General features: G+C 54.0%; 13 protein-coding genes, 1 tRNA gene and 3 rRNA genes. 14 read left to right on the top strand and 3 right to left on the bottom strand.

What is annotated here, in order from left to right; genetic code table 11:
• Nucleotides 1–27: 27 nt before the first annotated feature.
• The 11 genes from pepQ to ELK40_RS21515 all read left to right on the top strand — a co-directional run bounded on the left by pepQ (nucleotide 28) and on the right by ELK40_RS21515 (nucleotide 12475).
• Nucleotides 28–1359 carry a Xaa-Pro dipeptidase gene (gene pepQ, locus ELK40_RS21565; protein ID WP_127732856.1) on the top strand — a complete coding sequence of 444 codons (1332 nt, stop codon included), beginning with the start codon at nucleotides 28–30 and terminating at the stop codon, nucleotides 1357–1359.
• Nucleotides 1359–1973: an IMPACT family protein gene (locus ELK40_RS21560; protein WP_024908007.1), complete on the top strand. Its 615-nt coding sequence runs from the start codon at nucleotides 1359–1361 to the stop codon at nucleotides 1971–1973. Before pepQ ends, ELK40_RS21560 begins: the two co-directional genes overlap by 1 nt.
• A gap of 41 nt (nucleotides 1974–2014) precedes the next feature.
• Nucleotides 2015–3466: a Trk system potassium transporter TrkH gene (gene trkH / locus ELK40_RS21555; RefSeq protein WP_023309600.1), complete on the top strand. Its 1452-nt coding sequence runs from the start codon at nucleotides 2015–2017 to the stop codon at nucleotides 3464–3466.
• Between the two features lie 10 nt (nucleotides 3467–3476).
• Nucleotides 3477–4022, top strand: coding sequence for a menaquinone-dependent protoporphyrinogen IX dehydrogenase (gene hemG / locus ELK40_RS21550; protein ID WP_115877030.1), 546 nt, complete (start codon nucleotides 3477–3479; stop codon nucleotides 4020–4022).
• A 354-nt stretch (nucleotides 4023–4376) separates the two neighbouring features.
• Nucleotides 4377–5918 (top strand): 16S ribosomal RNA (locus ELK40_RS21545).
• Between the two features lie 84 nt (nucleotides 5919–6002).
• A tRNA-Glu gene (locus ELK40_RS21540) sits at nucleotides 6003–6078 on the top strand.
• 182 nt (nucleotides 6079–6260) lie between these two features.
• Nucleotides 6261–9166, top strand: a 23S ribosomal RNA gene (locus tag ELK40_RS21535).
• Nucleotides 9167–9238: 72 nt separating this feature from the next.
• Nucleotides 9239–9354, top strand: a 5S ribosomal RNA gene (gene rrf / locus ELK40_RS21530).
• The 16S, 23S and 5S rRNA genes sit together here with 1 tRNA gene alongside, the layout of an rRNA operon.
• Before the next feature lie 124 nt (nucleotides 9355–9478).
• Nucleotides 9479–10507, top strand: a complete 1029-nt coding sequence (gene murB / locus ELK40_RS21525) for a UDP-N-acetylmuramate dehydrogenase (RefSeq protein ID WP_115876793.1) — start codon at nucleotides 9479–9481, stop codon at nucleotides 10505–10507.
• A complete protein-coding gene (birA, locus tag ELK40_RS21520; RefSeq protein ID WP_127732572.1) occupies nucleotides 10504–11466 on the top strand; it encodes a bifunctional biotin--[acetyl-CoA-carboxylase] ligase/biotin operon repressor BirA in 963 nt (320 codons plus the stop codon). The genes murB and birA overlap by 4 nt, the downstream gene beginning before the upstream one ends.
• 16 nt (nucleotides 11467–11482) lie before the next feature.
• On the top strand, nucleotides 11483–12475 hold the full coding sequence (locus ELK40_RS21515) for a glycosyl hydrolase family 8 (protein WP_127732570.1): 993 nt from the start codon (nucleotides 11483–11485) through the stop codon (nucleotides 12473–12475).
• 54 nt (nucleotides 12476–12529) lie between these two features.
• Here ELK40_RS21515 and bcsG read toward each other — a convergent pair whose 3' ends face one another.
• Genes bcsG through bcsE form a run of 3 tightly spaced genes read right to left on the bottom strand, consistent with a single transcriptional unit; the run spans nucleotide 12530 to nucleotide 15955 of the window.
• Nucleotides 12530–14209, bottom strand: coding sequence for a cellulose biosynthesis protein BcsG (gene bcsG / locus ELK40_RS21510; protein ID WP_111963694.1), 1680 nt, complete (start codon nucleotides 14207–14209; stop codon nucleotides 12530–12532).
• Nucleotides 14202–14399, bottom strand: a complete 198-nt coding sequence (gene bcsF, locus ELK40_RS21505; RefSeq protein ID WP_024908822.1) for a cellulose biosynthesis protein BcsF — start codon at nucleotides 14397–14399, stop codon at nucleotides 14202–14204. Before bcsF ends, bcsG begins: the two co-directional genes overlap by 8 nt.
• Nucleotides 14393–15955: a cellulose biosynthesis c-di-GMP-binding protein BcsE gene (gene bcsE / locus ELK40_RS21500; RefSeq protein ID WP_111963695.1), complete on the bottom strand. Its 1563-nt coding sequence runs from the start codon at nucleotides 15953–15955 to the stop codon at nucleotides 14393–14395. The genes bcsF and bcsE overlap by 7 nt, the downstream gene beginning before the upstream one ends.
• 175 nt (nucleotides 15956–16130) lie before the next feature.
• On the opposite strand from bcsE, the gene bcsR reads away from it, so the two are divergent.
• The 3 genes from bcsR to bcsA are packed head-to-tail and all read left to right on the top strand — an operon-like array spanning nucleotide 16131 to nucleotide 19695.
• On the top strand, nucleotides 16131–16319 hold the full coding sequence (bcsR, locus tag ELK40_RS21495; protein WP_008503237.1) for a cellulose biosynthesis protein BcsR: 189 nt from the start codon (nucleotides 16131–16133) through the stop codon (nucleotides 16317–16319).
• 11 nt (nucleotides 16320–16330) lie between these two features.
• The gene (bcsQ, locus tag ELK40_RS21490) at nucleotides 16331–17083 is read left to right on the top strand and encodes a cellulose biosynthesis protein BcsQ (RefSeq protein ID WP_115876797.1); all 753 of its coding nucleotides are present in this window, start codon (nucleotides 16331–16333) and stop codon (nucleotides 17081–17083) included.
• Nucleotides 17080–19695 carry a UDP-forming cellulose synthase catalytic subunit gene (bcsA, locus tag ELK40_RS21485; protein ID WP_115876798.1) on the top strand — a complete coding sequence of 872 codons (2616 nt, stop codon included), beginning with the start codon at nucleotides 17080–17082 and terminating at the stop codon, nucleotides 19693–19695. The genes bcsQ and bcsA overlap by 4 nt, the downstream gene beginning before the upstream one ends.
• Nucleotides 19696–19699: the final 4 nt, after the last annotated feature.

Here is a 19699-nt window from a genome sequence, read left to right as displayed (position 1 = left end):
TGAGGTCAAAAAACGAAAGGAATAATGATGGACTCACTGGCTTCGCTTTATAAAAATCATATCGTTACCCTACAGGAACGTACCCGCGATGTACTGGCCCGTTTTAAGCTGGATGCGCTGCTGATCCACTCCGGCGAGCTAATGAATACCTTTCTGGATGACCACGCTTATCCGTTTAAGGTGAACCCACAGTTTAAGGCCTGGGTGCCGGTGACGCAGGTTCCCAACTGCTGGCTGCTGGTAGATGGTGTGAACAAGCCGAAACTGTGGTTCTACCTGCCGGTTGATTACTGGCACAACGTTGAGCCGCTGCCGACCTCTTTCTGGACGGAAGAAATTGAGGTGATTGCGCTGCCAAAAGCGGACGGCATTGGCAGCCAGCTGCCTGCCGCGCGTGGCAACATCGCTTATATTGGCCCTGTTCCGGAGCGTGCATTGGGCCTGGATATTGCGGCAGACAAACTCAACCCGAAAGGGGTGCTGGATTACCTCCACTATTACCGCGCGTATAAAACCGACTACGAACTTTACTGCATGCGTGAAGCGCAAAAAACGGCGGTAAATGGACACCGTGCGGCGCATGAAGCCTTCCAGTCCGGCATGAGCGAGTTCGACATCAATCAGGCTTATCTGACCGCGACAGGCCACCGTGATACCGACGTGCCGTACAGCAACATCGTCGCGCTGAATGAGCACGCGTCTGTACTCCACTACACCAAACTGGATCATCATGTTCCGTCGGAAATGCGCAGCTTCCTGCTGGACGCAGGGGCAGAATATAACGGCTACGCGGCCGATCTGACCCGTACCTGGGCGGCGAATGCGGATACCGATTTCGCGCAGCTTATTAAAGACGTGAACGATGAACAGCTGGCGCTTATTGGCACCATGAAGGCGGGAACCAGCTATGTGGATTACCACATTCAGTTCCATCAGCGCATTGCTAAACTGCTGCGTAAGCACCAGATTGTGAAAGACATGAGCGAAGAGGCGATGCTCGAGAACGATCTGACCGGGCCATTCATGCCGCACGGTATCGGCCACCCGCTGGGCCTGCAGGTTCACGACGTTGCGGGCTTTATGCAGGATGATACCGGCACGCACCTGGCGGCACCGTCTAAATATCCTTACCTGCGCTGCACCCGTATTCTGGAGCCGCGTATGGTGCTGACGATTGAGCCGGGGATCTACTTTATTGAATCCCTGCTGGCGCCGTGGCGTGAAGGCCAGTTCAGCAAGCACTTCAACTGGGAAAAAATTGACGCGCTGAAGCCGTTTGGCGGTATTCGCATCGAAGATAACGTTGTGGTTCATGAAAACGGTATCGAGAACATGACGCGAGACCTGAAGCTGGCCTGATGGAAAGCTGGCTGATACCGGCTGAACCGGTCACCTTTGTTGAGGAAATCAAGAAAAGCCGCTTTATTACGCTGCTGGCGCATACCGACGGCGTAGAGGCGGCAAAGGCGTTTGTCGAGTCCGTTCGGGCTGAGCATCCTGACGCCCGCCACCACTGCGTGGCGTGGGTAGCAGGGCCGCCGGACGATTCACAACAGCTGGGGTTTTCCGACGACGGTGAACCGGCGGGCACGGCCGGTAAGCCTATGCTTTCGCAGCTGATGGGCAGCGGCGTGGGCGAAATAACCGCCGTGGTGGTGCGCTACTACGGCGGCATTTTGTTAGGCACCGGTGGGCTGGTAAAAGCCTATGGCGGGGGCGTGCAGCAGGCGCTTAATATGCTGGTCACTACCCGCAAAACGCCGCTTACCGAATATACTTTATTATGCGATTACGCCCAGCTATCGGGTATTGAAGCGCTGCTGCGGCAGTTTAATGGTGTCATCGCACACAGCGAATATCAGGCAATGGTGCAATTACGCGTGGCGCTTCCTCAGGCGGAACTGGCTGCTTTTTCAGCAAAACTGGCTGATTTTAGTCGTGGTTCGTTGCAATTGCTGCCGATTGAAGAATAATCCCCACCTCACTTTTTTGAATACCAAAGGAAGCGGCAGAGATGCATTTTCGTGCCATAACCCGAATCGTTGGACTGCTGGTCATACTCTTTTCCGGGACGATGATTCTCCCAGGACTGGTGGCGCTTATCTACCGGGACGGTGCGGGGCGGGCATTCACCCAGACCTTCTTTGTCGCGCTGGCGATTGGCTCGCTGCTGTGGTGGCCAAACCGTCGTCAGAAAGGTGAACTGAAATCTCGCGAAGGATTTTTGATTGTGGTCCTGTTCTGGACGGTGCTGGGGAGCGTCGGTTCGCTGCCCTTTATCTTCTCTGAACAGCCTAATCTGAGCATCACGGATGCCTTTTTTGAATCGTTCTCGGGTTTAACAACCACTGGGGCGACGACGCTGGTCGGGCTGGATTCACTACCCCACGCCATTCTCTTTTATCGCCAGATGCTGCAGTGGTTCGGCGGTATGGGGATCATCGTCCTGGCGGTGGCTATTCTCCCTATTCTGGGCGTTGGTGGCATGCAGCTCTATCGCGCCGAAATGCCCGGGCCGCTGAAAGATAACAAGATGCGCCCGCGTATTGCCGAGACGGCGAAAACCCTGTGGCTGATTTATGTCTTGCTGACGGTAGCCTGTGCGCTGGCGCTATGGTTTGCCGGGATGCCTGCTTTCGACGCCATCGGACACAGTTTCGCGACGATTGCCATTGGCGGGTTCTCTACCCACGATGCCAGCGTGGGCTACTTCGACAGCCCAACGATTAACACTATCATTGCCATTTTCCTGCTGATCTCTGGCTGTAACTACGGCCTGCACTTCTCTTTACTGAGCGGACGCAGCCTGAAGGTGTACTGGCGCGATCCTGAGTTCCGCATGTTCATTGGCGTCCAGCTTACGCTGGTGATCATCTGTACCCTGGTGCTGTGGTTCCATGATGTCTACAACTCCGCGCTGACCACGCTTAATCAGGCGTTCTTCCAGGTGGTATCGATGGCGACGACCGCCGGGTTTACCACCGACAGCATCGCGCGCTGGCCGCTGTTCCTGCCGGTGCTGCTTTTATGCTCTGCATTTATTGGGGGTTGTGCGGGGTCCACGGGCGGTGGCCTGAAGGTAATTCGTATTCTGCTGCTGTTTAAGCAGGGCAACCGTGAGCTGAAGCGCCTGGTCCACCCGAACGCGGTCTACAGCATTAAGCTGGGGAACCGCGCGCTGCCGGAACGTATCCTCGAAGCGGTGTGGGGATTCTTCTCGGCGTATGCGCTGGTCTTTATCGTCAGTATGCTGGCGATTATCGCGACGGGTGTGGATGATTTCTCCGCCTTTGCGTCCGTGGTGGCAACATTGAATAACCTCGGGCCTGGCCTGGGGGTTGTGGCGGATAACTTTGCGAGTATGAACCCCGTCGCGAAATGGATCCTCATCGCCAATATGCTGTTTGGTCGCCTTGAGGTCTTTACGCTGCTGGTGCTCTTCACCCCTACATTCTGGCGCGAGTAAGGAGCCGTTGATGAAAACACTCATTCTTTTCTCTACGCGAGACGGGCAAACGCGTGAGATTGCCGCGTATCTGGCATCTGAACTCAAAGAACTGGGGATATATTCGGATGTGGTAAACCTGAACCGTGCGGATCAGATAGCCTGGCAGGATTACGATCGCGTGGTAATTGGCGCGTCAATTCGTTACGGGCATTTCCATCCGGCGCTGGATCGCTTTGTGAAAAAGCACACCGCGGTGCTCAATAAATTGCCCGGAGCGTTTTACTCGGTAAATCTGGTCGCACGTAAAGCAGAGAAGCGTACGCCGCAGACTAACAGCTACACGCGCAAGTTTTTACTCAGCTCGCCGTGGCAGCCAGACCTTTGCGCTGTCTTTGCCGGCGCGCTGCGCTACCCTCGTTATCGTTGGTATGACCGCTTTATGATCCGTCTTATTATGAAGATGACCGGAGGTGAAACCGATACGCGTAAAGAAGTGGTTTATACCGACTGGTCGCAGGTGGCTAGTTTTGCCCGGGAAATCGCACATTTAACGGGCGATTCGCGACTTAAATAAGCGTTAAGCTTGAAAAATGAGCGAACGATAAGTTTTTTGTATTTTGTGCTTGTCACGTCGGAATAACTCCCTATAATGCGCCTCCACTGACACGGAACAACGGCACACACGCCGCCGGGTCAGCAGAGAATAGCGTAAATAAACGCTTGACTCTGAAGCGGGAAAGCGTAATATGCACACCCCGCGCCGCTGTGAAAAGCGAAGCGGCACTGCTCTTTAACAATTTATCAGACAATCTGTGTGGGCACTCAAAGTGACATGGATTCTTAACGTCGCAAGACGAAAAATGAATACCAAGTCTCTGAGTGAACATACGTAATTCATTACGAAGTTTAATTCACGAGCATCAAACTTAAATTGAAGAGTTTGATCATGGCTCAGATTGAACGCTGGCGGCAGGCCTAACACATGCAAGTCGAGCGGCAGCGGAAAGTAGCTTGCTACTTTGCCGGCGAGCGGCGGACGGGTGAGTAATGTCTGGGAAACTGCCTGATGGAGGGGGATAACTACTGGAAACGGTAGCTAATACCGCATAACGTCGCAAGACCAAAGAGGGGGACCTTCGGGCCTCTTGCCATCAGATGTGCCCAGATGGGATTAGCTAGTAGGTGGGGTAACGGCTCACCTAGGCGACGATCCCTAGCTGGTCTGAGAGGATGACCAGCCACACTGGAACTGAGACACGGTCCAGACTCCTACGGGAGGCAGCAGTGGGGAATATTGCACAATGGGCGCAAGCCTGATGCAGCCATGCCGCGTGTATGAAGAAGGCCTTCGGGTTGTAAAGTACTTTCAGCGGGGAGGAAGGCGATAAGGTTAATAACCTTGTCGATTGACGTTACCCGCAGAAGAAGCACCGGCTAACTCCGTGCCAGCAGCCGCGGTAATACGGAGGGTGCAAGCGTTAATCGGAATTACTGGGCGTAAAGCGCACGCAGGCGGTCTGTCAAGTCGGATGTGAAATCCCCGGGCTCAACCTGGGAACTGCATTCGAAACTGGCAGGCTAGAGTCTTGTAGAGGGGGGTAGAATTCCAGGTGTAGCGGTGAAATGCGTAGAGATCTGGAGGAATACCGGTGGCGAAGGCGGCCCCCTGGACAAAGACTGACGCTCAGGTGCGAAAGCGTGGGGAGCAAACAGGATTAGATACCCTGGTAGTCCACGCCGTAAACGATGTCGACTTGGAGGTTGTGCCCTTGAGGCGTGGCTTCCGGAGCTAACGCGTTAAGTCGACCGCCTGGGGAGTACGGCCGCAAGGTTAAAACTCAAATGAATTGACGGGGGCCCGCACAAGCGGTGGAGCATGTGGTTTAATTCGATGCAACGCGAAGAACCTTACCTACTCTTGACATCCAGAGAACTTAGCAGAGATGCTTTGGTGCCTTCGGGAACTCTGAGACAGGTGCTGCATGGCTGTCGTCAGCTCGTGTTGTGAAATGTTGGGTTAAGTCCCGCAACGAGCGCAACCCTTATCCTTTGTTGCCAGCGGTTAGGCCGGGAACTCAAAGGAGACTGCCAGTGATAAACTGGAGGAAGGTGGGGATGACGTCAAGTCATCATGGCCCTTACGAGTAGGGCTACACACGTGCTACAATGGCGCATACAAAGAGAAGCGACCTCGCGAGAGCAAGCGGACCTCATAAAGTGCGTCGTAGTCCGGATTGGAGTCTGCAACTCGACTCCATGAAGTCGGAATCGCTAGTAATCGTAGATCAGAATGCTACGGTGAATACGTTCCCGGGCCTTGTACACACCGCCCGTCACACCATGGGAGTGGGTTGCAAAAGAAGTAGGTAGCTTAACCTTCGGGAGGGCGCTTACCACTTTGTGATTCATGACTGGGGTGAAGTCGTAACAAGGTAACCGTAGGGGAACCTGCGGTTGGATCACCTCCTTACCTTAAAGAACCTGCCTTTGTAGTGCTCACACAGATTGTCTGATGAAAAGTAAATAGCAAGGCGTCTTGCGATTGAGACTACACGTCCCCTTCGTCTAGAGGCCCAGGACACCGCCCTTTCACGGCGGTAACAGGGGTTCGAATCCCCTAGGGGACGCCACTTGCTGGTTCGTGAGTGAAAGTCACCTGCCGTCATATCTCAAAACTGACTTGCGAGTCACGTTTGAGATATTTGCTCTTTAAAAATCTGGATCAAGCTGAAAATTGAAACGACACATCTTAATGGTGTGTTCGAGTCTCTCAAATTTTCGCAATCAGAAGTGAAACATCTTCGGGTTGTGAGGTTAAGCGACTAAGCGTACACGGTGGATGCCCTGGCAGTCAGAGGCGATGAAGGACGTGCTAATCTGCGAAAAGCGCCGGCGAGGTGATATGAACCTTTGACCCGGCGATGTCCGAATGGGGAAACCCAGTGTGATTCGTCACACTATCGTTAACTGAATACATAGGTTAACGAGGCGAACCGGGGGAACTGAAACATCTAAGTACCCCGAGGAAAAGAAATCAACCGAGATTCCCCCAGTAGCGGCGAGCGAACGGGGAGCAGCCCAGAGTCTGAATCAGCTTGTGTGTTAGTGGAAGCGTCTGGAAAGTCGCACGGTACAGGGTGACAGTCCCGTACACGAAAGCACACAGGCTGTGAACTCGAAGAGTAGGGCGGGACACGTGGTATCCTGTCTGAATATGGGGGGACCATCCTCCAAGGCTAAATACTCCTGACTGACCGATAGTGAACCAGTACCGTGAGGGAAAGGCGAAAAGAACCCCGGCGAGGGGAGTGAAAAAGAACCTGAAACCGTGTACGTACAAGCAGTGGGAGCACCTTCGTGGTGTGACTGCGTACCTTTTGTATAATGGGTCAGCGACTTATATTCTGTAGCAAGGTTAACCGTATAGGGGAGCCGAAGGGAAACCGAGTCTTAACTGGGCGTTAAGTTGCAGGGTATAGACCCGAAACCCGGTGATCTAGCCATGGGCAGGTTGAAGGTTGGGTAACACTAACTGGAGGACCGAACCGACTAATGTTGAAAAATTAGCGGATGACTTGTGGCTGGGGGTGAAAGGCCAATCAAACCGGGAGATAGCTGGTTCTCCCCGAAAGCTATTTAGGTAGCGCCTCGTGAACTCATCTTCGGGGGTAGAGCACTGTTTCGGCTAGGGGGCCATCCCGGCTTACCAACCCGATGCAAACTACGAATACCGAAGAATGTTATCACGGGAGACACACGGCGGGTGCTAACGTCCGTCGTGAAGAGGGAAACAACCCAGACCGCCAGCTAAGGTCCCAAAGTCATGGTTAAGTGGGAAACGATGTGGGAAGGCACAGACAGCCAGGATGTTGGCTTAGAAGCAGCCATCATTTAAAGAAAGCGTAATAGCTCACTGGTCGAGTCGGCCTGCGCGGAAGATGTAACGGGGCTAAACCATGCACCGAAGCTGCGGCAGCGACGCTTATGCGTTGTTGGGTAGGGGAGCGTTCTGTAAGCCGTTGAAGGTGTGCTGTGAGGCATGCTGGAGGTATCAGAAGTGCGAATGCTGACATAAGTAACGATAAAGCGGGTGAAAAGCCCGCTCGCCGGAAGACCAAGGGTTCCTGTCCAACGTTAATCGGGGCAGGGTGAGTCGACCCCTAAGGCGAGGCCGAAAGGCGTAGTCGATGGGAAACAGGTTAATATTCCTGTACTTGGTGTTACTGCGAAGGGGGGACGGAGAAGGCTATGTTAGCCGGGCGACGGTTGTCCCGGTTTAAGCATGTAGGCGGAACGACCAGGTAAATCCGGTCGTTTTTTAACGCTGAGGTGTGATGACGAGGCACTACGGTGCTGAAGTAACAAATGCCCTGCTTCCAGGAAAAGCCTCTAAGCATCAGGTAACATCAAATCGTACCCCAAACCGACACAGGTGGTCAGGTAGAGAATACCAAGGCGCTTGAGAGAACTCGGGTGAAGGAACTAGGCAAAATGGTGCCGTAACTTCGGGAGAAGGCACGCTGATATGTAGGTGAAGCCCCTGCGGGTGGAGCTGAAATCAGTCGAAGATACCAGCTGGCTGCAACTGTTTATTAAAAACACAGCACTGTGCAAACACGAAAGTGGACGTATACGGTGTGACGCCTGCCCGGTGCCGGAAGGTTAATTGATGGGGTTAGCGGTAACGCGAAGCTCTTGATCGAAGCCCCGGTAAACGGCGGCCGTAACTATAACGGTCCTAAGGTAGCGAAATTCCTTGTCGGGTAAGTTCCGACCTGCACGAATGGCGTAATGATGGCCAGGCTGTCTCCACCCGAGACTCAGTGAAATTGAACTCGCTGTGAAGATGCAGTGTACCCGCGGCAAGACGGAAAGACCCCGTGAACCTTTACTATAGCTTGACACTGAACACTGGTCCTTGATGTGTAGGATAGGTGGGAGGCTTTGAAGCGTGGACGCCAGTCTGCGTGGAGCCGTCCTTGAAATACCACCCTTTAATGGCTGGTGTTCTAACGTAGACCCGTGATCCGGGTTGCGGACAGTGTCTGGTGGGTAGTTTGACTGGGGCGGTCTCCTCCCAAAGAGTAACGGAGGAGCACGAAGGTTAGCTAATCCTGGTCGGACATCAGGAGGTTAGTGCAATGGCATAAGCTAGCTTGACTGCGAGAGTGACGGCTCGAGCAGGTGCGAAAGCAGGTCATAGTGATCCGGTGGTTCTGAATGGAAGGGCCATCGCTCAACGGATAAAAGGTACTCCGGGGATAACAGGCTGATACCGCCCAAGAGTTCATATCGACGGCGGTGTTTGGCACCTCGATGTCGGCTCATCACATCCTGGGGCTGAAGTAGGTCCCAAGGGTATGGCTGTTCGCCATTTAAAGTGGTACGCGAGCTGGGTTTAGAACGTCGTGAGACAGTTCGGTCCCTATCTGCCGTGGGCGCTGGAGAATTGAGGGGGGCTGCTCCTAGTACGAGAGGACCGGAGTGGACGCATCACTGGTGTTCGGGTTGTCATGCCAATGGCACTGCCCGGTAGCTAAATGCGGAAAAGATAAGTGCTGAAAGCATCTAAGCACGAAACTTGCCCCGAGATGAGTTCTCCCTGAGACTTTAAGTCTCCTGAAGGAACGTTAAAGACTATGACGTTGATAGGTCGGGTGTGTAAGCGCAGCGATGCGTTGAGCTAACCGATACTAATGAACCGTGAGGCTTAACCTTACAACGCCGAAGGTGTTTTGGCGAAGAGACAGAACAATCAATTTCAGCCTGATACAGATTTAACAGAATTTGCCTGGCGGCTTTAGCGCGGTGGTCCCACCTGACCCCATGCCGAACTCAGAAGTGAAACGCCGTAGCGCCGATGGTAGTGTGGGGTCTCCCCATGTGAGAGTAGGGAACTGCCAGGCATCAAACAAGTGAAGAGGCCATCCGAAAGGATGGCCTTTTTGCGTTTATGCGCTGCACAAACTAATCCCCCAACGCCCTGCTTATACGGTAAACTACCTGCGTTTTTGCATCAGGATAGCGTCTATGAACCACTCCCTTAAGCCCTGGAATACCTTTGGCATTCAACGCAATGCTAATCAAATTGTACGTGCCGATACCGCACATCAGCTGCTGGATGCATGGCAAAGCGCAACAGAAAATAACGAACCCGTACTGATTCTGGGCGAAGGAAGTAATGTCCTGTTTCTCGACGATTTTGCGGGAACGGTGATCGTTAACCGCATCATGGGAATTGATGTTGCAGAGAGTGCCGATAGCTGGCACCTGCACGTGGGGGCCGGAGAAAACTGGCATCAGCTGGTGCAATTTACCCTCGAAAAAGGGATGCCGGGCCTGGAAAACCTTGCGCTTATTCCAGGCTGCGCCGGATCGTCACCTATTCAAAACATCGGCGCCTACGGCATCGAACTGAAACATGTCTGTGAATATGTCGACTGCATCGAACTGGCGACCGGAACGGCTAAGCGTTTAACGGCAGAACAGTGCCGATTTGGCTATCGTGACAGTATCTTCAAACATGAATATCAGGATCGCTACGTGATTGTCGCCGTGGGGCTGCGTCTGTCGAAGAACTGGCAGCCCGTATTGACCTACGGAGATTTAACGCGTCTCGATCCGGCTACCGTTACCGCATGCGACGTTTTTGACTCAGTTTGCCATATGCGGATGACCAAGCTTCCCGATCCTAAAGTTAACGGAAACGCTGGCAGTTTCTTCAAAAACCCGGTTATCAGCAGCGAAAATGCAAAAATTCTTCTTGAAGGATGGCCAACTGCGCCACATTACCCTCAGGCGGATGGCAGCGTGAAGCTGGCCGCGGGGTGGCTTATCGATCAATGCCAGCTAAAAGGTACTTCAGTAGGCGGTGCCGCCGTTCACCAACATCAGGCTCTGGTGCTGATTAACCAACGCGATGCGACCAGCGATGATGTTGTACAGCTGGCTCATTATGTTCGTCAGCGTGTGGGCGAAAAATTCAACGTCTGGCTGGAGCCAGAAGTTCGCTTCATTGGCCGCACAGGTGAAGTCAATGCCGTGGAGACTATCGCGTGAAGGACAATACTATCCCCTTAACCCTGATTAGCATCCTTGCTGACGGTGAGTTTCATTCTGGCGAGCAGCTGGGTGAACAGCTTGGCATGAGCCGTGCTGCTATCAATAAACATATCCAGACGCTTCGCGACTGGGGTGTTGATGTGTTCACGGTTCCCGGAAAAGGTTACAGCCTGCCGGAGCCGATTCAATTGCTGAATGAAGAAGCGATCCGCAGCCAGATTGGACACGGCAATGTTGCTGTGCTGCCGGTGATTGACTCGACGAACCAGTATCTTCTGGATCGGCTGCCTGAGCTGAAATCCGGAGATGCCTGCGTTGCTGAATACCAACAGGCCGGTCGCGGTCGTCGCGGTCGCAAGTGGTTTTCCCCCTTTGGTGCCAACCTCTATCTGTCCATGTACTGGCGACTCGATCAGGGCCCGGCCGCTGCCATTGGCTTGAGTCTGGTTATCGGCATCGTCATGGCGGAAGTGCTGCACGATCTGGGTGCGGATAAAGTACGTGTTAAATGGCCTAATGACCTGTACCTCAACGATCGTAAACTTGCCGGCATTCTGGTCGAACTGACGGGGAAAACGGGCGACGCGGCGCAAATCGTCATTGGCGCAGGCCTCAATATGGTGATGCGCAATGTACAAAGTGATGTGGTGAATCAGGCCTGGACTAACCTCCAGGAGGCGGGGATTGTCATCGATCGTAATACCCTTGCCGTGCGTATGATTAAAGAGTTGCGTAGCTCACTCACGCTTTTTGAGCAGGAAGGGCTGGCACCGTTCCTGTCTCGTTGGGAAAAGTTGGATAACTTCATCAACCGCCCGGTGAAATTGCTGATTGGTGATAAAGAGATCTACGGAACTTCCCGCGGTATTGACGCACAGGGCGCGCTGCTCCTGGAACAGGATGGCGCGATTAAACCCTGGGTGGGCGGTGAGATTTCCCTGCGAAGTGCCGAATAACCGGATCGAGTTAATTATGCGAAAACCCGTCTGCGCGACGCTGGCCGTCATGATGAGTGTGCTGTTCTCGCCTCTCTCTCTGGCGGATCAGGCCTGGGAGAGTTACAAGGCCCGCTTTTTCAAACCGGAAGGCCGCATTGTCGATACCGGTAATGGTGGGGTGTCGCATACGGAAGGTCAGGGCTTTGCCATGCTGATGGCAGTCGCCAACGACGATAAAGCCACGTTCGATAAGCTCTGGCAATGGACGGACAGCCAGCTGAAGAACAAAGAGAATGGTCTCTTTTACTGGCGGTATAACCCCGCAGAGTCCAACCCGGTCGCGGACAAAAACAACGCCGCCGATGGTGACGTTCTGATTGCCTGGGCGCTGCTTAAAGCCGACGCCCGCTGGCATGACAAACGCTACAGCGCCGCATCGGATGCCATTACAAAAGCGCTGGTTGCCCATAGCGTGATCCGCTATGCGGGTTACCGCGTGATGCTCCCCGGCGTCCAGGGATTTAAGCTTGACGGGGAAGTGGTCCTTAATCCTTCCTATTTTGTGTTTCCGGCCTGGCAGGCCTTCGCCGGACGCAGTCATTTGCCGGTCTGGCGTGATTTGATTAAGGATGGTAAACGCCTGCTGGGGAAAATGGGCTCGGGTAAAGCGAATCTGCCCACTGACTGGGTTTCACTGGCATCAGGTGGCAAGCTGACCCCTGCTAAAGGCTGGCCACCGCGAATGAGCTATGACGCGATTCGTGTTCCGCTGTATGTCGCCTGGTCTGATAAGCAAAGCCCGCTGCTGACGTCGTGGAAGGCCTGGTTCGGTCAGTTCCCCCGGGAACAAACGCCCGCCTGGGTTAACGTCACGACCAACGAATATGCGCCCTATATGATGGAAGGCGGCCTGTTGGCTGTACGCGATTTAACGATGGGACAGTCTTCCGGTGAACCCGAAATCACCGCTAAAGACGACTATTATTCGGCAAGTCTGAAAATGCTGGTGTGGATTTCAGCGCAATAATAACGCACTGACTATCCCCTCTCCCCAACGGGGAGAGGGTGAGGCGTAGATCAGTTACTGCGGATACGGTACCCAATCTCCGCCGTTCAGGCGAACGTACGGTTTGTTCTGATACTGAATGACGACCGCGTTGGCGTTCTCAGAGACTTCTGCCGTTTGCGGCAGGTTGCTGGTGAGCTGATCCCAGTTCACGCTATCTTCCACAAACAGCTTCCCGTCAACGGCACGGGCAACCAGTTCTGAAATCGCCAGATAGCTGGACGGCTGGGTGATTTCAATCGGTGCGCCCTGATGGGGTGCTTTCATACCAAAGAATTTAATGCCAGCAGGCACGTTGGTAATCGACGGGCTTGGGATATCACGCAGACCTGAAACCTGCATTCTGTCGCCTTTCAGCGCGCCGCCGTGCTCAGGTACCACTACCACCATCACTTTACGGCCTGACTTTTCCAGTTCCGTGAAGAACGCATCCAGCTCGTCAAAGAACTTCTGCGCACGCACTTTATAATCAGCCGTTTTGCTCACGCCCGGGAAATGGTTACCGTCGTGGAGCGGCAGGGTGTTAAAGAACGTCGCGCTGCGTGGATTACTGTCTTTTTCGACGGTCTGCAGCCAGCGCTGCAGGACGGCGGTATCGTCATAGACGGGCGAGCCGTCGAAGCCCAGAAGAGAGACTGGAAGACCGGTTTGATCCATCAGCGGTGCCTGCATGCCACCCTGTTCGCGTACTTCTTTCAGGAAGTTACCGAACTGGCCGTTATGCCCCAGCATCAGATGCTGCGTAAAGCCCAGTTTTGCGAGATTATCGAACAGATAACACTGGTTGCCGGCGGGTTGATACAGGTTTTTATGAGATGTCTGACCGCAGCTAGCACGCAGCAGGCGGATTGCTGCCGGGCCGCTGTACGAGGTGGCAGAGTTGAAATCTTTAAACTGAATATCGAAGTGTGACCACAGCGGATGAGACATCAAACCGGCGGCGTCCACGTCGGCCCAGGAGAGAGAGCAGATGTTTATCACCAGCAGTTCAAACGGCTGAGCATCCGCCGGAAGCGCATCCGGGAATTTAGTCTGTCGCTTATCTTCCGCGGTATAGAAACTGGAGAGCCAGGCGTTCAGGTTGGTAGAAGTCGGCGGTGCGGTCTGGGTTGGGATATCGCCCACGACAGGCGTATCGCCTGCCGTTGTGACGGTTGCCGCTGCGCTTCCCCCAGTGGTAGTCACCGTGGTGGTTGGTTGACCGGCAGGCCACAGAGAAAAGTTTGGCCCAGCCAGCGTCAGCACGTTAAGCCAGATCATAATCGCGACGACAAACACCGTGACGCGGATCCACTGTGACAGGAACAGCCAGGCAACCAGCAGCACAAATACCGCGCCAATCATCTGCCAGTTAATAAAGCGCTCGGTCAGATCGAGGATATAGCTGGCGCTAAAGCCCGCCACCTGCGAACCCTGGCTCATAATGCTATCCGGCCCCGGTAGCCAGGTATCATGCCAGAACAGCGCAAAGCCGACAGGAATGGCGACCCAGTGACGTAATCGATGCAGCCTGATATTCGGCAGCGGCATCAGCAGGAAGGCCATAAACACCAGGTTGAGGAGGGGATGGAAATTCAGATAGCCTGCCCACAGCAGGCCAAACTTCACCAGAAAGTAGAAGTTCCAGCCGGAAAGGCCGCGCCAGTATTGCCAGAGCGGCGAGGGTGACGAAGCGGTATAGGTAGAATTAGTCATGTTTTCGGTCTGCCTTGACGTGTGATGCCCGTGTCAGTGTTCCGGCTGGTTTTACATAGCGAGGTTTTATAAACAGCACTCTGGCCGTATCACGGATACGGCGTATGGAATGGCGCGCATAGTAGCCAAGCGGGAAAAAGATCAGCGCACAGAATATAACCAGTTGAATAATATCGCTGATATTCATGATGATGCGTTCTCCGCGTTGTCTGTTAATAAGCGAAGGGGTTCCGGAACCCGACGCCAGACGTGTCCATCATGTCTGGCATTCAGGATCGGTTTCGCATCGCTCGTGATAGCGAGCGGTTTAGCCCATTGTTCGGGCTGGAGCGCACGCATCTGCACCAGCTCCGCGCTAATCGTATTATCTTCGAACCAAATCATACGGTTCGAGAAAATATCCCCGGTAGGCAGGGGGAAGATATGGTTAAGCGCCGTATCGAGATCGTTAACCCGGCAAAAGGACAAAAATAGCACCAGGCGATTGTCGCCAATGGTCATGATGTCCCCTGTACGGTTCGGACGACATAAGGTGAGAGCCTGTTCAACGCGAATACCCGGTACAGGACGCAGGGCAACCATGACGCCTTTTCCGTCAGCAGGAAGAAGAGTGTTGTTCATCATGTTGCCGACGGCGTCGCAGAAGGTATCCCATTTTTGGTACCCACGCAGCTTCATCGGCTGCGTCATGGAGAGCAGCGTGGAAATATCTTCCGGTACATGGCGGCTAAACTGCTGGCCCTGAACGCTTTCGATAAGCGTCAGGCAGCGTGACAGCGGCGCATTCCATGGGATAACCATATTGGCGCCGCAGCCCAGAAGCAGGCGCTCATCGGTGGCGCGCAGGCTGGTATTGTTTTCGCGCACGATGATTTTTAACGCGCTTCCGCGCTGGCGGCGTAGGGTGTGGATTTGCCGTGCCAGCGTCTCAATCTGGTTATTCTGCATCAGCGAGAAAATAAGGGTCGCCGCCTGGGTTGTGCGGGCTTCATGGAAAAGGGCTTCGTTAGACTCAAAAAGTGTCCAGTTTTCCGACAGGGCGGGTGCCCCCTCTAAAACCGCGATATGGCTCAGAATGCGTTTTTCATCACTGCGCGGTTGGACCACGGTTTCTTCCTGCTGTGCAAGGTGCCACTCGCCCTCAATATGTTTCAGGGTAAGTTGTTGCCTGGCACTCACGCCCTTTTCATTACACCAGAATGCAATATCGTAGAGATAGCTACCCACCTGATCGCGAACGCTTGCCAGACCGAACAGGGAGCGATATTCGCCCATTAAAAGTGAGAACAGCTTGTCATTATTACTGCCAGGATTGACTATCAATAGCGTGCAATTTTGAAATTTTGCCCATTTATTGATTTTTTCAAGCCACGGCAACAGTTTTTCAGCAGGGATATTTTGCAGGACGTTATTTGCACATTTAAGAATCACCAAATGGTGATCCGGATCAATAGAGCACTGAACGTCGCGGGACAAAAAGTATAGACTATCGGCTTCCGATGTCATGGAAAATAATCGCACCGTCTGAGGCCCGCGATTGTTTTCCAGCGTGATAATTTTCTTCGGGTCTTCGCCCATGCTAATGACGGCCACGCGGGAATCCTTATCCTGGGCAGCAATTGTCTGGTTAACCAGGCTGATAGCATCTTCATTTCGGTCCGTATTAATCCACCAGACTCCTCCGACTGGCATGTGGCTCAATTCGTCCCATAATGACTGGATGCCAATAGAAAATATGGAGTCCACGGTGTCCCTCTTTTCGTCTAATTTATCTGTATCTCAGTTTACTAGCGAAAGCGTAGAAATAAACCTAACATTGAAATTAAAGAACATCAGATTTAGCATGTAAATGAAATTTGTCAGGGCAGGAAGCCCCGCAACTTCTTTAGCGTGCGATTTTCCTTAAAGGGATGGAAAAAGAATGGATAATAACGAACCCGGAACCCCAGTCGACTCGACTCTGGGTTACACATTCCAAAACGATTTTCTGGCGCTGACGCAGGCCTTTTCTTTACCTGAAATAGATTACACCGATATTTCCCAGCGGGAACAGTTGGCCGCGGCTATTAAACGCTGGCCGTTATTAGCTGAATTCGCCCATCAACAATAAGGGAGCCATTGATGGCCATACTCGGATTACAGGGTGTCCGTGGCGGTGTGGGTACCACATCAGTTACCGCGGCGCTGGCGTGGTCATTACAGCTTTTAGGTGAATCGGTGCTGGTTATTGACGCCTGCGCCGATAATTTGTTGCGTATGTCGTTTAACGTTGACTTTACTCGTGAAGAGGGCTGGGCCCGCGCGCTGCTTGATGATAAAGACTGGCAGGATGCGGGGATGCGCTATACCTCCCAGCTCGATCTGCTGCCGTTTGGTCAACTGACCACCACGGAACGCGAAAATGAAGCCGCGTATCAGCGCCTGTTTTCGCAGTTCACGCTGGCGCTGCAGACCCTGAAAGAAAAGGGGCACTACAAATGGATCCTGCTGGATCTGCCCCACGGCGCCGGTACGCTGACCAGACAGCTTATCGCCCAGTGCGATCATATCCTCTCGATCGTTAACGTTGATGCGAACTGCCATATCCGCCTGCACCAGCAGGGGCTACCTCAGAACGCTCATATTCTGATTAACGATTTGCGTATTGGCAGCCAGATCCAGGACGATCTCTATCAGGTGTGGCTGCAAAGCCAGCGCCGTTTGCTTCCTATTGTCATTCATCGTGATGAGGGAATGGCGGAATGTCTTGCGTCTAAGCAACCGCTCGGCGAATACCGCAGCGATTCACTGGCGGCAGAAGAGATTCTGACGCTGGCTAACTGGTGTCTGCTGAACTTCGCCAACCGGGCGGAGCATGCAGGGAGTGATGTATGAGTCGTCTCGCCAGCTGGTTACTCATCCCGCCGGTCAGTTCGCGTTTGAGTGAACATTACCGGCATTTTCGCCGTCACGGTGCGTCGGCATTTAGCGCCGCGCTCGGCTGTTTCTGGATGATTCTGGCCTGGATGTTTATTCCACTCGAACACCCGCGCTGGCAGCGCATACGCGCCCGCCACAGTGAGCTATATCCGCACATTAATCCCAACCGACCGCGTCCTTTGGATCCGGCGCGTTATCTCATTCAGGCTATCTGGCTGGTGGTCACATCATCCCGCTCAGAGAAAATAACGCCGCACTGGCGCAGCTTCTCCCGCGTGCAGCAGTTACGTGAGCGCTACCACCAGTGGCTGGACAGATTGCCCAACAGCGTAAGCGATAAGACCAGCCATCTGGATAACCATAAAGAGCTCGGACATCTCCATCCGGGCCTGCGGCGTTTTATCCTCGGCGTGATCGTCGTGTTCTCGCTCATTCTGGCGCTGGTCTGTATTACGCAACCTTTCAACCCTCTGGCGCAGTTCACCTTCCTGATCCTGCTGTGGGGCGTGGCGCTGCTGGTCCGCCGTATTCCGGGTCGCTTCTCGGCGCTGATGCTGATCGTATTGTCGCTGACCGTCTCCTGTCGCTACATCTGGTGGCGTTATACCTCAACCCTGAACTGGGACGACCCGGTCAGCCTGGTATGCGGTCTGGTGCTGCTGTTTGCAGAAACCTACGCCTGGATCGTGCTGGTGCTGGGCTATTTCCAGGTGATTTGGCCGCTCAACCGCCAGCCGGTTCCGCTGCCAAAGGACACGACCCAGTGGCCAACCGTCGATCTCTTCGTGCCGACCTACAACGAAGACCTGAGCGTGGTGAAGAACACGATTTATGCTGCGCTGGGTATCGACTGGCCGAAAGACAAGCTCAAGGTCTGGATCCTGGATGACGGCAACCGCCCGGCGTTCCGCCAGTTCGCGGAGGAGGTCGGCGTCGAATACATCGCCCGTCCGACTCACGAACACGCTAAGGCGGGTAACATCAACAACGCGTTGAAGTATGCCACCGGGGAGTTTGTCTCGATCTTTGACTGTGACCACGTGCCGACGCGCTCTTTCCTGCAGATGACCATGGGCTGGTTCCTGAAGGAGAAAGAGCTGGCGATGATGCAGACGCCGCACCACTTCTTCTCGCCGGACCCGTTTGAACGTAACCTTGGCCGCTTCCGTAAGACCCCGAACGAAGGTACGCTGTTCTATGGCCTGGTGCAGGACGGGAACGACATGTGGGATGCCACCTTCTTCTGCGGCTCCTGTGCGGTTATCCGCCGTAAACCGCTGGATGAAATTGGCGGTATCGCCGTCGAAACGGTAACTGAAGATGCGCACACCTCTCTGCGCCTGCACCGTCGTGGCTATACCTCTGCCTATATGCGTATTCCTCAGGCAGCTGGTCTGGCAACGGAGTCACTGTCGGCGCACATTGGCCAGCGTATTCGCTGGGCGCGCGGGATGGTGCAGATTTTCCGTCTCGATAACCCCCTGATCGGTAAAGGACTCAAGCTGGCGCAGCGTCTCTGCTACGTCAACGCCATGTTCCACTTCTTGTCCGGCATTCCGCGGCTAATCTTCCTGACCGCGCCGCTGGCGTTCCTGCTTCTTCACGCTTATATCATCTACGCTCCCGCGCTGATGATTGCGCTGTTTGTTCTGCCGCACATGATCCACGCGAGCCTGACGAACTCGAAGATACAGGGTAAATACCGCCACTCCTTCTGGAGTGAAATCTACGAAACGGTGCTGGCCTGGTACATCGCGCCGCCGACGATGGTGGCGCTGATTAATCCGCACAAAGGTAAATTCAACGTCACCGCGAAGGGCGGGCTGGTGGAGGAGGAGTACGTCGACTGGGTGATCTCCCGGCCGTATATCTTCCTGGTGCTGCTGAATATCGTGGGCGTCATTGCGGGTATCTGGCGTTACTTCTACGGCCCGGAAAACGAAATCCTGACCGTCTTCGTCAGTATGGCATGGGTCTTCTACAACCTGATTATCCTCGGCGGCGCGGTGGCGGTGTCGGTGGAAAGCAAACAGGTTCGTCGTGCGCATCGTGTTGAAATCTGCATGCCTGCGGCGATTGCCCGTGAAGATGGCCACCTCTTCTCCTGTACCGTGCATGACTTCTCTGACGGCGGTCTGGGGATCAAAATCAACGGCCAGGCGAAGGTGCTGGAAGGGCAAAAAGTTAACCTGCTGCTTAAGCGCGGTCAGCAGGAGTATGTCTTCCCGACGCAGGTTGTTCGCGTGGCGGGCAATGAAGTCGGTCTGCAGCTGATGCCGTTGACCAAAAAGCAACATATCGATTTTGTGCAGTGTACGTTTGCCCGCGCGGATACGTGGGCTCTCTGGCAGGACAGCTTCCCGGAAGATAAACCTCTGGAAAGCCTGCTGGATATTCTGAAGCTGGGGTTCCGTGGCTATCGTCACCTTGCAGAATTTGCCCCGTCGTCGGTGAAATTAATTTTCCGGTCACTTACTTCGCTGGTTTCCTGGGTCGTGTCGTTCATTCCTCGTCGTCCTGAGCGGGATGAGGCGAAGCAGGCGGACCCGGTTATGGCTCAACAATGATGAT

The organism is Enterobacter sp. N18-03635, assembly GCF_004006055.1.
Lineage (GTDB): Bacteria > Pseudomonadota > Gammaproteobacteria > Enterobacterales > Enterobacteriaceae > Enterobacter > Enterobacter vonholyi.
Note: the sequence above shows the minus strand (reverse complement) of the source record. Positions and strands in the feature narration are given on the sequence as shown.

Bases quoted from the DNA above. Each gene is read 5' to 3' on its own strand.
- pepQ (WP_127732856.1), top strand. From the start codon at position 28: ATGGACTCACTGGCTTCGCTTTATAAAAATCATATCGTTACCCTACAG.
- ELK40_RS21560 (WP_024908007.1), top strand. From the start codon at position 1,359: ATGGAAAGCTGGCTGATACCGGCTGAACCGGTCACCTTTGTTGAGGAA.
- trkH (WP_023309600.1), top strand. From the start codon at position 2,015: ATGCATTTTCGTGCCATAACCCGAATCGTTGGACTGCTGGTCATACTC.
- hemG (WP_115877030.1), top strand. From the start codon at position 3,477: ATGAAAACACTCATTCTTTTCTCTACGCGAGACGGGCAAACGCGTGAG.
- murB (WP_115876793.1), top strand. From the start codon at position 9,479: ATGAACCACTCCCTTAAGCCCTGGAATACCTTTGGCATTCAACGCAAT.
- ELK40_RS21515 (WP_127732570.1), top strand. From the start codon at position 11,483: ATGCGAAAACCCGTCTGCGCGACGCTGGCCGTCATGATGAGTGTGCTG.
- bcsG (WP_111963694.1), bottom strand. From the start codon at position 14,209: ATGACTAATTCTACCTATACCGCTTCGTCACCCTCGCCGCTCTGGCAA.
- bcsR (WP_008503237.1), top strand. From the start codon at position 16,131: ATGGATAATAACGAACCCGGAACCCCAGTCGACTCGACTCTGGGTTAC.
- bcsQ (WP_115876797.1), top strand. From the start codon at position 16,331: ATGGCCATACTCGGATTACAGGGTGTCCGTGGCGGTGTGGGTACCACA.
- bcsA (WP_115876798.1), top strand. From the start codon at position 17,080: ATGAGTCGTCTCGCCAGCTGGTTACTCATCCCGCCGGTCAGTTCGCGT.